This is a genomic window from Curtobacterium poinsettiae (assembly GCF_025677645.1).
In the GTDB taxonomy this organism is placed as follows: domain Bacteria; phylum Actinomycetota; class Actinomycetes; order Actinomycetales; family Microbacteriaceae; genus Curtobacterium; species Curtobacterium poinsettiae_A.
The window spans coordinates 3,366,340-3,379,071 of record NZ_CP106879.1 but is presented as its reverse complement, the minus strand read 5'-3'; the positions used below and the strand labels follow the sequence as shown (position 1 = coordinate 3,379,071).

The 12,732-nt window shown below is 70.9% G+C and carries 11 protein-coding genes; 1 reads left to right on the top strand and 10 read right to left on the bottom strand.

All coding sequences use genetic code 11. From position 1 onward, the window contains the following. Positions 1-11: 11 nt before the first annotated feature. The 6 genes from OE229_RS16120 to OE229_RS16095 all read right to left on the bottom strand — a co-directional run bounded on the left by OE229_RS16120 (position 12) and on the right by OE229_RS16095 (position 6,782). Positions 12-641: a TetR/AcrR family transcriptional regulator gene (locus OE229_RS16120; RefSeq protein ID WP_262138867.1), complete on the bottom strand. Its 630-nt coding sequence runs from the start codon at positions 639-641 to the stop codon at positions 12-14. A gap of 92 nt (positions 642-733) precedes the next feature. Then, a complete protein-coding gene (gene aroQ / locus OE229_RS16115; protein WP_262138865.1) occupies positions 734-1,414 on the bottom strand; it encodes a gamma subclass chorismate mutase AroQ in 681 nt (226 codons plus the stop codon). Further along, entirely contained in the window at positions 1,411-1,632 is a 222-nt protein-coding gene (locus OE229_RS16110) for a hypothetical protein (RefSeq protein ID WP_027466125.1), read from the bottom strand. Before OE229_RS16110 ends, aroQ begins: the two co-directional genes overlap by 4 nt. Positions 1,633-1,661: 29 nt before the next feature. Continuing rightward, positions 1,662-3,332 carry a glycoside hydrolase domain-containing protein gene (locus tag OE229_RS16105; RefSeq protein WP_262138862.1) on the bottom strand — a complete coding sequence of 557 codons (1,671 nt, stop codon included), beginning with the start codon at positions 3,330-3,332 and terminating at the stop codon, positions 1,662-1,664. A gap of 144 nt (positions 3,333-3,476) precedes the next feature. After that, positions 3,477-4,583, bottom strand: coding sequence for an epoxide hydrolase (locus tag OE229_RS16100; protein ID WP_262138860.1), 1,107 nt, complete (start codon positions 4,581-4,583; stop codon positions 3,477-3,479). Between the two features lie 84 nt (positions 4,584-4,667). Then, positions 4,668-6,782: an acyltransferase family protein gene (locus OE229_RS16095; RefSeq protein WP_262138858.1), complete on the bottom strand. Its 2,115-nt coding sequence runs from the start codon at positions 6,780-6,782 to the stop codon at positions 4,668-4,670. Positions 6,783-6,863: 81 nt separating this feature from the next. Here OE229_RS16095 and OE229_RS16090 point away from each other — a divergent pair, with 81 nt between their 5' ends. Continuing rightward, positions 6,864-7,946 carry a hypothetical protein gene (locus OE229_RS16090; RefSeq protein ID WP_262138856.1) on the top strand — a complete coding sequence of 361 codons (1,083 nt, stop codon included), beginning with the start codon at positions 6,864-6,866 and terminating at the stop codon, positions 7,944-7,946. A 94-nt stretch (positions 7,947-8,040) separates the two neighbouring features. Here the strand turns inward: OE229_RS16090 and OE229_RS16085 are convergent, their stop codons facing one another. The 4 genes from OE229_RS16085 to OE229_RS16070 all read right to left on the bottom strand — a co-directional run bounded on the left by OE229_RS16085 (position 8,041) and on the right by OE229_RS16070 (position 12,693). Continuing rightward, positions 8,041-9,135 carry an alkene reductase gene (locus tag OE229_RS16085; RefSeq protein ID WP_182064784.1) on the bottom strand — a complete coding sequence of 365 codons (1,095 nt, stop codon included), beginning with the start codon at positions 9,133-9,135 and terminating at the stop codon, positions 8,041-8,043. 64 nt (positions 9,136-9,199) lie between these two features. Beyond that, positions 9,200-9,412: a hypothetical protein gene (locus OE229_RS16080; RefSeq protein WP_027466129.1), complete on the bottom strand. Its 213-nt coding sequence runs from the start codon at positions 9,410-9,412 to the stop codon at positions 9,200-9,202. Between the two features lie 51 nt (positions 9,413-9,463). After that, positions 9,464-9,907: a MarR family winged helix-turn-helix transcriptional regulator gene (locus OE229_RS16075; protein ID WP_017888357.1), complete on the bottom strand. Its 444-nt coding sequence runs from the start codon at positions 9,905-9,907 to the stop codon at positions 9,464-9,466. Positions 9,908-10,041: 134 nt separating this feature from the next. Next, positions 10,042-12,693, bottom strand: a complete 2,652-nt coding sequence (locus OE229_RS16070) for an MMPL family transporter (protein WP_262138854.1) — start codon at positions 12,691-12,693, stop codon at positions 10,042-10,044. Between the last annotated feature and the right edge of the window lie 39 nt (positions 12,694-12,732).

Genomic DNA, 12,732 nt, shown 5'->3' with positions numbered 1-12,732 from the left:
GGTGCGACCGGTCAGGGAACCGGCGTGTACGGCTGGGCCGCCGCGATGACCTCGGATGCACCGGCGATGCCGAACGACGTGAAGAGCGGTGCCCACAGCGCCTTGAGCTGCGCCACGAGCTCGTCGTCGGTCAGCTGCGTCGAACCGTCCACCATGCCCAGCGTCGTGTTGAGGAGCAGCAGGACGGACGGCTGGACCGCGGCCGCGTCGACGTCCGCCGCCGCGACCCCGGCGCTGACGAGCTCGCCCCGCGTCATCTCGAACCAGTCGAAACCGCGCGGCACCGGCACGCCGGCCTTGCCGAGTTCGTGCAGGAGCCGGACCGCGCCGCCCGCGACCGAGCCCCGGCGGACGTCCATCCCGGTGGTCAGGAGGAACACCGTCAGCCGCTCGATGCCCGGCTGCGCAGGGAGTGCGTCGAAGAGTTCACGCCAGCGCTGCTGCTGCAGTTCGATGACCGCCGTCGCCAGGTCCTTCTTCGACGGGAACAGGTGGTACCCGATCGCCGACTTCGGCTTGCCCATCGCCTCGGCGACGCGGGAGAACGTGGTTGCCTCGTAGCCGAAGGCCGCGAACTGCTGCCCCGCGGCGTCGATGATGGCTCGTCGAGACGCCTCCATGGCGAGCTGCCGCTGGTTCATCTGGCGCGGTGTCCTTCCTCGCCCGGAGTCGAGCGATCAGTGAACACCACATCCTAGGGCCGCTCATGATGACGGCCCGTCCCCTGCCCGCGTCAGGCGGCGCAGAACGTGTGCCAGGCCACGTCGATCCCCTTCCGGTGCAGCGAGTCGAGTCCGACGTCGAGGTGCTTCCGCTCGGCGTCCACCAGGTGTGCGCACCGGTGGTCCTGCGCGACGGTCTGGGCCTGGCCGAGCGCGGTCACCAGGTCGGTGTCGATGGCGTCGAGCTGGGGCCGGATGGTCGTCAGGTCCGGCGCCGTCGTGGGTGCGGTCCACGGGTTGTGCGTCCAGTGGTTGATGAGGCCACGCTGGACGACCTTGCTCGCGGCGATCTGCGCGCGGATCACCCGGGTCACCAGCACGGGGTCGACGCCCTGCTGCTCCGCCAGGGTCACCGCTTCGTCCACGACGGCCTGTTCGCGCACCGGGTCGGCGACCGGCTTGCCGCTGAGCCACTTCGACCCCGCCACCGGGTCGGCGAGCTCCAGCCGTCGGAGGATGAGCGCGCCGATGGTGTCGAGCTCTGCCGTCGACGCCGCGGGACGGGAACCGTCGTGGGAGATGGTCATCGTGGAACCCGTCGGTTCGGCGGACGTGGGCAGGGGGTCGGCGTTCGCCGCCGTGGTCGGCAGGGCGATGCCCGCCGCGAGCAGCCCGAGGGTCAGGGCCGTCGTGGCGGTCCGACGGCTGCGGTGCCGGGCGGTGGTCGGGGTGGTGGGGTGTGCGGTGTTCACGGGGTTTCCTTCCCGAACCGGCGCCGGACGCGTCGGGTCAGATCGTCGATGATCGGTTTGATGACCTCGTCGTAGAACGGGTAGACGCCGAAGTGGTCGGCGCCCTCGTCGCAGTAGCAGTCCATCGAGATCGCCTCCTCGAAGTTCGAGAAGACGTAGGTGGCACGGTGCGGGAACGCGGCGTGCGGCTCGTCGTCACGCGGGGTCGTGGTGGTCACGGCGGTGCTCGATCCCGGTCGGCAGCCGGTCAGCCGACCAGCCGAGCCGCGGGGACGCCGGGGTCGCGCCCGGAGTCCACCACGGCGTCGATCTCGGTGGATCCGTTGCCCGACCCGATCGTGCGGTTCTGGATCTGGTTGAGGGACCAGTTGCCCGGCAGGGGCTCGAGCTGGTTGCCCGCCCAGGCCGGCGACATCCCGGCGACGAACGAGAAGTGCGCGAGTCCGGCGCTGCTCACGGCGGTGCACGTGGCGCGGGAGCCGTAGACGCCCGCCTTGTACAGGTTCCCGCGGTCCTGCAGGCCGGCGGCGACGCCACGGAAGTACGGCACCACGAGCGACTCGTCCTGCGCCGCCGAAGCGTCGAAGTCGGCGGCGAAGTAGACGGTGGTCTGCTTCGGGATCCCGAGCTTCCGGGCCGCGTCGTGGGCGCGGTGGGCGTCGCGGACACCCTGCTCCTCGGTGAACCACGAGGCAGTGAACCCGCCTTCCTCGAAGATCGGCCACAGCCCGAGCCCGGCGCTCGCCATCACACGGAGTTCGTCGGGGGTCAGGGCCTTGTCGAGCGCTCCGGACTGCTGGTGGTTGGTGAGGTAGCGGCCGACGCCGGTGGCACCGGACGCACGGACGGCGGCCGCGCGGGCGTCGTCGAGGCGCACCGCGGTGTCGGCACCGGTCGTTGCACGGTCCGGGTCGCCCGTGCTCGCGGCCAGGGCCGCCCACGTGCCGGCGTCGCACGTCCCGGTCTGCTCGGCCGGCGGGAACGCCTGGAACTGCTGGAACGCACGGACCACCGCGGCGTCCGCTGCCGAGTAGGCACTGCTGAACACGACGCGCTCGCCGTTCAGCACCAGGAGCGCCTTGACGAGCAGCACCCAGGCGCCAGTGGCCCCGACCCCGACGACGCTCGGTCCCGCGGCACGGAGCGCGGCAGCCGTCCCCGGTCCCCAGGCGCCGTCGACCGTGACGCCGACCGCGACCTGCACCGCGCGGATCGCCGCCGAGTACGTGCTCGTGTCGACGAGTCCGCTCGTGCTGCCGTACGCGCCGCCGGACGCCTCGGCGTAGGTGCGGTTGAGGTACTGCTGCACCGCGCGCACCGCTCGGGACCCGCCGGAGGCGAGCCGGACCGGGTCGACGGTCAGGAGTGCGCCGAACAGGTGCGCCGACAGCGGGAGCGCGCCGGGCTCGGCACCCAGGTCGGACCGGAGCGCCTGCACGGCCGCGACGGTGGCCGCGTCGTACTCACCGGTGAGCGTGACGGTCGAGGCGCCCTTGCAGACCAGTCCGGCCTGGACGAGCCGGCGCCAGGTGGCGGCGTCGTCGCCCGTCTCGGCCCCGACGTCGCCGTGCTGTTCGAGCTTCCGACGGGTCGTCGGCCCGAACGTCGCGACGACGGGGGAGATGCCGAGCAGCGACTGGGTGGCCTGCACGATCCCGAGCACGGTGCCGCTGCCGGTCAGCCCGTCCTCGTCCACGTGCACCCATCCGTGCAGGTGCCCGAAGGTCGTGTTGAGCCAGCGCTGCACGGCCAGCACGCCCGAGTCGGCGAAGCCGGACGAGCCGGAGGAACCGGTCGACCCGGTGGAGCCGGCCGCGCCGGAGGGGGTGGCAGCGTCGGCCGGGGCCGCGAGTGCGGTCGTGACGAGCGGGACGGTGGCGGTGATGCCGATGAGCGCAGTTCGGCGCGAGATGTGCACAGGGGTGCCCCTTCAGTTGCCTCGAGCGTCCGCTGGCCGTCGATCGCGCTGTGCGATGCTGATGGCCGCGGCATGGTCCGAGCAACTTCGTCCCTTAACTTGGGACGGTCCTGCAATTCGGCAGACGATCGTCTGATGAAGCGCTCAGTCCGAGTCGTCCCCTGCGACCGCGATCGCTCGCCGGACACCCTCGACGTACTGATCGGGTCGTTCCCATGCGGCGAAGTGACCGCCCCTCGGGAACTCGATCCACTCGACGACGGCGAAGAACCGCTCGACGAACTGCCGTGGCGCGTTGACGAGGTCCGCCGGGAACACCGTCATCACCGTGGGGACCTCGATCCGAGGCCAGTCCTTCGCCGCTGGGGTGGCGTACGGAGTGAAGGACGTCCCGATCGCGCCGGTGTACCAGTACGCGGCGATCCACGTGACCGCGTCGTCGAGGGGGAACGCACCGGCGCGGCCGTCCCCGTCACCGTCGGTCCACTCGACGAGCTTCTCGAGGATCCAGGCCGCCAGCCCGGCGGGGGAGTCGCCGAGACCGACCGCGAGCGTGTGCGGGCGGGTGGACTGCTCGTGCATGTACCCGCCGGAACGCTGCTGCCACGTGTGGCCACGTTCCACGTATGCCTGCTCCGCGTGGTCGAGGTCTGTCGGCAGGTCCACCAGGAAGTGGTACTGCGACAGGTCGGTCAGGTGGAGCGCGGTGACGTGTGAGCCGTGCCGAGCAGCGAGCGCCTCTGCCACGTCGCAGCCGACGTCCCCGGCCGAGACGACGTACTGGTCGTACCCGAACTCGGCCATCGCGGCGGCGACCGCGTCGGCCATCGCGACCGCTGAGAGGCCACCGGGTTCCACCGGTGCGGCGAAGGGGAAGCCCGGCAGAGCCGGGGCGACGACCGTCAGGTCCGACACCAGGGGGAACACGTGCTCGAACCGCAGCACCGAGTCCGGCCACCCGTGGAGGAACAGGACCACGGGCGCGTCGAGACGATCGGCTGCACGGACGACTGCGCGGATCGGTACAGCGGTGTCCTCGGTCTCCTGCCAGCCCCAGCCGGCGATGCGGCGTTCGTGGGCCCGCCAGTCGTGGGCGTCAGCCCAATGCCGGAGCGTCTCGGTCAGCAGCTGCTCATCGACGCCGACGTCGTGGCCGAGCGCTGGCCGGGTGACCGCGCGGTACCGACGGAGCCGATCGACGAGGTCGTCGACCGCGGTGTCGCTGACCCGGCTGGGGACGTGTTCACGCATGTTCGCTCCCTGGTGACGTGGAACCGACCGTTCCAGTCTTCCCCTGTCGGGGCGATGCGTCCAGGGTGACGCGGGCCGTCCGGCTCAGCGCGCGAACGCCGCCAACCGGTCCTGCAGCGCACGCTCCAGGTACGGCTCGAGCGACGACGCCCACGTCGCCGTGATGTGCGTGCTGTCCCGGTAGACCAGGACGCCTCCGACGACTGCCGGGCACGTGGTGTCGGTGCAGTAGTAGCGGCTCAGGTCGATCGATGCTGCCCTGCCCCCGGCCGCCCGGAACGCGGCGACGGCCTCGACCGACGAGTCCGTCAGGCCGAGTGCTTCGGCGCGCGACCGGTCGCAGGCGTCCGTCGTCGGCCCGGACATCGTGCTCAGGCAGGCGACGACGTCGGGGCGGGGTACCGGGTTGTCACGGACCGCGATGACGGGCAGCTCGTCACCGGCCGCCTGCTCCCACGCGTCGACCAGGCCGTTGCGGGTGGCCTTGTCGCGGGCGGGTCCGGGCGGCAGGCTCACCGGCATCTGCGTGGTGGAGTGGGTGACGACCAGGGCGTCGGCGTCGCGGTGCTCGCGGACGTAGTCGATGGCGGCGTGCTTCCACGAGTTGCACCCCCGCATCGACGAGGGGCTCAGCGAGTCCTGCTGCGCGGTGGTGAGGTAACACCCGCCGGCGCCGGCCAGGTCGATCCGCCAGCCGTTGTCGTCGGCGATCTTCTCGTACGCACCGAGCAGTGCGTTGCTGTGCGAGTCGCCGATGACGATGAGGTGCTTCGACCAGCCGGTGGTCTTGCCGAGGACGCAGGGCCGGAACGTGCCGCTCCAGCACTCGGCGCGGTTGTCGTCGTCGTCCTTGGCCACGGCCGGAGCGGGCACACGGACGTCGGCGAGTTCGGGATCGACGCAGGGGTCCGCGAACCCGATGCGGGCGGCGGCACCGAAGCAGGACTCGTCGTCGTCCTCCTGCTCCGCGGTGACCTGCTTCGTGACCGTGGTCGCGTTGACCTCCTGCACGTAGACGGCGGTCAGGGTGGCGGCCCCGAGTGTCACGACGGTGAAGCTGCAGATCACGGCGAGCGAGACGACGCCCCGGGGCTGCAGGTCCCGCAGCCACGTCGAGAACCGGACGGGTTCCTCGAACCAGATCGTCGTCACGGTGGCCAGACCGATCGCGACGAGCAGCACTGCCGAACTCGTCGCCCCGTCGAGCGGACGGCCCAGCATGATCGGCAGGATGACGACGAGTGGCCAGTGCCAGAGGTAGAGCGCGTACGAGATCCGCCCGAAGAAGGCGACGGGCCGGAGCGCACCGACGTCCTCGAACTCGGTCCCCGCGCCGAACAGCAGCACGAGCGCCGCGCCGGCGACCGGCAGTAGCGCCGCGATCCCGGGGAACGCCGTCTCCGGGGTGATCACGACGAGGGACAGTGCGAGGGCCACCACGCCGATGCCGGTGGCGACCAGGCGGACCCGCCGGGCGACCTCGGTGCGGACCTCGGGCAGGTGCATGGTGGCGACGAGACCGCCGAGTGCGAACTCCCACGCGCGGGTGCCGGTGGAGAAGTAGGCGACGCCGGGATCGGTGGCCGTCTGCACGATGCTCCACACGAGGGACAGCACGACGACGCTGCCGAGCAGCAGCCGCGCGGTCGCCAGCGGCGTGAACCGACGGCGTGCGAGTGCCCCGATGCCGAGCAGCAGGAGCGGCAGGAGGATGTAGAACTGCTCCTCGACCGACAGCGACCAGAAGTGCTGGAACGGTGAGGGGGCGTCGGCCGACGCCAGGTAGTCGACGGCGTTCGCCGCGAGCTCCCAGTTCTGCAGGTACACCGTCGAGGCGATCAGCTCGCGCCCGTACTGCCCCCACAGCGCGCTCGGCACGGCGACGAGCACCGCGATCCCGGTGACCACGATGGTGAGGAACGCGGCCGGCAGCAGGCGTTTGGCCCGGCGCGACCAGAACCGTCCGAGCCGGATCGTGCCCGTCGCGAGCTGTTCGCGCAGCAGGAGCCCGGTGATCAGGAAGCCGGAGATCACGAAGAAGACGTCGACGCCGACGAACCCGCCGTGCAGGGCACCCGGCCACAGGTGGTAGACGACGACCGCGAGGACGGCGAACGCGCGGAGGCCCTGGATGTCCCACCGCGTGGTGTCGCGCGCTCGGTGCGCGGGGCCCCGCTCGCCCGGCGTTGCTGTACTCACTGCGTCGATCCTAGGAGACGTGGACGGCTCCGCCGGGCGTTCTCGACGCGGACGCTACGATCCTTCTCCAGAGGGGGGCCGATGGACCTGCGCTGGTTGACCGCGTCCGACGACGAGTTCGCGGCGGAGACGGCACGACGACCGCGGATGCGCCGCCCGCGACAGGCCCCGTGGTGGTGGAACGCGCTGCTCCTGGCGATCGAGGTCCCGCTCGCGTGGCTCGCGTCCGCGCTCGTGATCTGGGGCACCGGGCTCGTCCACAACGGCGCGGGTGTCGGCGACGTCGCTCGCTGGGTGGCCTGGTTCGTGGTGCTCGTCGCCGGTGTGGTCGGGCTCGTCGTGCTCCTGGTCCGGGGCGAACGACCTCGGACCCTGCGTCCGGACGAGGCCCGGGCGGTGCTGACGGGGGAGGCCAGCGGGTACCCGGCGAGGCCGGTCCGTCCGAAGCCGCTCGACTCGATGATCACCCCGCGCTACTCCGGCATCCGCGTCCACCCCCGGTTCGGCACCGTCCCCGTGCACGTCGACGGCGTCCCGGACGTCGAGTTCGGCTGCGTCCAGCGGCGCTGGATGGTCTCGCGGGACTGGACCTACTTGACCGTCCGGCTGCCCGGCACGTTGCCGCACCTGCTCCTCGACGCCACGGCGAACGACGGTCGTCGCAGCGACCTGCCGGTGGTGCTCCGCCACCGGCAGCGGATGTCGCTGGAGGGCGACTTCGACCGGCACTTCCGGGTGTGGGCGCCGGAGGACTACGGCCGGGACGCGCTGTACGTCCTCACCCCTGACGTGATGGCAGCGCTCGTCGACCACGCGGCCGGCTGGAACGTCGAGATGGTCGACGACCGGCTGGTCTTCTCGGCGCCGGGGACCGCGGACTGGTCGCGCCCTGCGCCGTGGATGCAGGTCGAGGCAGTCCTGGGCGAGGTCGTGCCGCGCATCGTGCGCGCCGCCTCCCGGTACCAGGACGACCGTTCGTTGCTCGAGGACGGGCACGCCGACGCGATCGCCGCCGCGGGGCGTCGCCTGGTGCTCCGCGACCGGCGGAAGAGCCGTCTGCGAGCGACGTGGGCGGGGGCCGTGTGGATGGGCGTCGTCTGCGTGTCCTACAGCGGACCGTTGGCCGTCGCGGTGGTCGGTTCGCTCTCGGTCCTCGACCACTGACCGTCGGCGCACGCCTGCGACGCGGCCCCGGTACGGACGGGAGGCCCGTGGCGGTGTCGCCACGGGCCTCCCGTTTGACCTGTCGGTGCCTCGACTACGCGACGGTCGCGCGCGCCTCGGCCAGCGACGGGTAGTCGGTGTAGCCCTCGGCGGTCGCGCCGTAGAAGAGCTCCGGACGCGGCTCGTTGAGCTCGGCGTCGTGCTCCCAGCGGTGCGCGAGGTCCGGGTTGGCGATCGCGGCGCGGCCCACGGCGACGGCGTCGGCGTGGTCGCCCTCGACGATCGCGATGGCCTCGTCGCGGGTGGTGAGCGACGAGAAGCCCGAGTTCACGATGAACGGCGCGCCCACGGTGCGGCGGACGTGCTGCACCAGGTCACCGGTCGGCTCGGCGTGCAGGACGTCGACGAAGGCGAGGCCGAGCGGCGCGAGGCCCTCGGCGACGGCGGTGTAGGTGGCGCGGACGTCGGCGGCGTCGTCCTCGATGACGCCCTGGATCCCGTGCTCGGGCGACAGGCGGATGCCGGTGCGGTCGGCGCCGATGGCCTCGGCGATGGCCGTGGTGACCTCGATCGCGAAGCGTGCGCGGTTCTCGGGGGAGCCGCCGTACTGGTCGGTGCGGGTGTTCGACACCGGCGACATGAACTCGTGCACCAGGTAGCCGTTGGCGCCGTGGACCTCGACCCCGTCGAGTCCGGCGGCGATCGCGTTGCGGGCGGCCTGCACGAAGCCCTGCACGGCCTCCTGCACCTCGGCGGTGGTCAGCTCGTGCGGGACGGGCATGTCCGCCTTCGAGCCGTCGGCCAGGTGCGTCTGCCCGGGGGCGGCGATGGCGGACGGGGCGACGATGCGCGGGGTCTGCGAGATGTCGGTGTGCGAGACGCGGCCGCCGTGCATGAGCTGCATGACGATCGTGCCGCCAGCGGCGTGCACGGCGTCGGTCACGCGGCGCCAGCCGGCGATCTGCTCGTCGGTCTCGATGCCGGGCTGCCCGGGGTAGGAGCGGCCCTCCTGCACGGGCCAGGTGCCCTCGGTGATGATCATGCCGAGGCCGGCGCGCTGCCGGTAGTGCTCGACGAGCAGGTCGTTCGGGACCCCGTGCTCGCCGGCGCGGGTGCGCGTGAGCGGGGCCATGACGACGCGGTTCGACAGGGACAGGGCGCCGATGGAGGCGGGTTCGAAGAGCTTCACGTCAGGGCGAACGACGAGTTGTCCGGTGCAATTCCGCCTCGGAGCACTTCTTCAGGCAGTGCGGTCAGTCGCGAGGGCACACCAGCGTCGACGAGCGCACCTGGCCCTCGGGGCGGATCACCTGGTGCTGGGAGAGGGGCTTGCCGCACAGGGGGCAGCCCCGGTCGATCGTCCGGTCGTCGATGCCCTCGGGCCGACCGGCACCGATCTGCGAGGGGCCCATCTTGTTGATGAGCGTCGTGTTCCACCGTTCGTACCACTGGCCGAAGCGTCCCACGGTGCATCCTTTCGTTCGTGCACGAACCATCATGGCACTGATGGCCGTGGATCACACCTGGTCGACACGCTCCAGCAGCTCGGTCAGCTCGTCCTTCAGGGACTCGAGTCGGGCGAGTGGCCACCCGAGCCGGTCGGCGACGGCGAGCGGCACCGCCTGTGCTCGGTCGCGCAGGGCGTGCCCGGCGGTCGTCAGGGACACCTCGAGTTGGCGTTCGTCGGCGGCGCTGCGGGTGCGGCGGACGTAGCCGGAGGCCTCCAGTCGCTTGAGCAGCGGGCTCAGCGTCGCGGAGTCCAGTCGCAGCTCGCCGGCGATCTCGCGCACCGACCGTGGGTCCCGCTCCCACAGGGCGAGCATCACGAGGTACTGCGGGTGGGTCAGGCCCATCGGCTCGAGCAGGTCGCGGTACAGCCCGATGACGCTGCGGCTCGTCGCCGCGAGTGCGAAGCAGAGTTGCCGGTCGAGCGCGAGCGGGTCCGGGGCGGTCTGGGTCATGCCCTCAGGGTACTTCGTTCGTGCACGAAGTGGTGTGGTCGCGACCCGGGGCGGTGGGCGCAACGGCCTGGAGGCCCGGTGCCGGTCTCGTGGACCGGCACCGGGCCTCCAGGGTGGTTGGGATGGTGCGTCGACTACGCGCGGTGCGCGGGCGGGTGCCCCGAGTCGTGCGCGTTCGCGTCGGGCTCCACGGGGAGCGCGTGGGTGCCGGTGTGCGTGTCCTCGTGGCCGGCGACCGGGTGGGTGCGCTCGAGCTTCGCGCCCTCCACGTCGACGTCCGGCACGATGCGGTCGAGCCACCTCGGGAACCACCAGGCACTCTTGCCGAGCAGGTGCATCGCGGCCGGGATGAGCAGCATGCGGACGACGAAGGCGTCGATCAGCACACCGAACGCCAGCCCGAAGCCGATCGGCTTGATGGTGGACGAGTCCGAGAAGATGAAGCCAGCGAACACCGAGATCATGATGATCGCCGCCGCCGTGACCACCGCGCGACCCGCGTGCAGACCGCGCTGGACGGCCACCTTCGCGCTCGCGCCGTGGGCGTAGGCCTCACGCATGCCGGACACCAGGAACAGCTGGTAGTCCATCGCCAGACCGAACAGGATGCCGATCTCGATGATGGGCAGGAAGCTCAGGATCGGTGCCGGGTCGTGCACACCGAAGACCGAGCCGAGCCAGCCGAACTGGTAGATCGCGGTCAGACCGCCGAACGACGCCAGCACGGACAGGATGAACCCGGCGGTGGCGGTGATCGGCACGAGGAACGACCGGAACACGATGATCAGGATGATCAGCGACAGCCCGACGACCACCACGAGGTAGAGCGGCAGCACGTTCGACAGCTTCTCGGACACGTCGATGTTCGCCGACGCGTTGCCGGCGACGCCGAGGGTGACCTTGCCGTCGTCAGTGGAGACGGTCTGCTCGCGCAGGTCCTTCACGACGTCCTCGGTGGACACGCTGTCCGGGCCGCCGGCGGGCTTCACCTGGAACGCGATGATGTCGCGGTCCTTCGAAGCGCCGATCGGCAGCACGGCCTCCACGTCGTCGTTCTTCGCGATGGCCTGGCCGATGGTGACCTCGGTCGCGGTGACGTCGCTCTTGCTGATCGACTCCGGCAGGGTGGCCACGACGAGCAGCGGGCCGTTCTGCCCGGCGCCGAACTCCTTCTCGAGCGTCTTGTAGGCCTTGTACTGGCTCGACTCGACCGCCTCGGACGAACCGCTCGGCAGGCCGAGGCGCATCTGGGTCGCGGGCAGGGCGATGGTGCCGAGCACCGCGACGCCGAGGACGAGCGTGATGACCGCGCGCCAGCTCGACATCGGCTTGTTCGGGATCCGCGTGGAGTCGGTGTTGCCGATCTTCGCGCGCTCCTTCTTCCGCAGGATCCGCATGCCGATGAGCGACAGCAGGGCCGGGGTGAAGGACGTCGCGATGAGGATCGCGAAGAGCACCGCGACCGCACCGACCGTGCCCATCAGGCCGAGGAACGGGATGCCGGTGATGTTCAGCGCGAGCAGCGCGACGATGACCGTCGCACCGGCGAACACCACGGCGTTGCCCGAGGTGCCGTTGGCGAGCCCGATCGACTCGTGCACCTGCATGCCCTGCTTCAGCTGGGTCCGGTGCCGGTTGAGGATGAACAGCGAGTAGTCGATGCCGACCGCCAGGCCAAGCATCACCCCCAGGACCGGCGTGACCGAGATGAACTCGACGACGCTCGAGAACGACAGGGCGGTGAGCGAGGCGACGCCGACGCCGAGCACGGCGCTGACGAGCGGGACCGCGGCGCCGATGACCGTGCGGAGCATCAGGAGCAGCACGATCGCGGCGATGATGACACCGCCGATCTCACCGGGGCCGAGGATCGACGGCACACCCTGTGCAATGTCGTTCGAGACGTACACGTTGACGCCCCGGATGTCGGCCGACTCAGCGTCGTCCGCGATGGCGGTCTTCGTGTCCGCGGGGACCTCGTAGGTCGACTTCGTGAACTGCACGGTGCCGATCGCGGCGCTGCCGTTGTCCGACACGAAGCGGATGTCCTTCGACAGGTCGAGCAGGTCCGAGCCCTGTTCGAGCTCCTGCTCGTTGTCGTCGAGCTTCTGCTTGTTCGTGTCGATCGTCTTCTGGGCGGCGGCGATCTGCTGCTCACCGGCGTCGATCTGGGCCTGCTGGGCGTCGATCTGCGCCTGGGCCTGCTGGAGCTGGGCGGCCGCTGCCTGCGCCTGTGCGGCGGGGACGGCTGCGCCAGCGGCCGCCTGCGCCTGGGCCTTCTGCGCGTCGAGCTGTGCCTGGGCGTCCTCGATCTTCTGCTTGCCGGACTCGAGCTGCGCCTTCTGGGCGTCGAGCTGCTCCTGTCCGGTCTCGATCTTCGCGCGACCGGACTCGATCTGGTCACGGCCGTCGACGATCTTCTGCCGCTGGTCGTCGAGCTGCTGCTGGGTCTCGAAGCCGCTCGTCGTGCCCTTGACGCCGTCGAGCTTCTCGAGGCTCCTCAGGAACTCGTCGATCTCGGACTGCTGCGACGACGAGAACGCCTTGCCGTCCTTCGTCTCGAAGACGATCGTGCCGTTGCCGCCGTTCGCCGACGGGAACTTGTCGGCGAGCTGGTCCTGCACCTGACTGGTCTTGGTGTTCGGGATCGTGATCGACGACGAGATGGTGCCGGCGAAGAGCGTGTACGTGACGCCCGCGACGGCCATGATCACGACCCAGGTGATGATCACGAGCCAGTGGCGTCGTGCTGAGAACCGTCCGAGACGGTAGAGGAGACCGGCCATGCGGGTGCCTGCGGTCCTTTCGTTGTCAGGTGCTGGTGG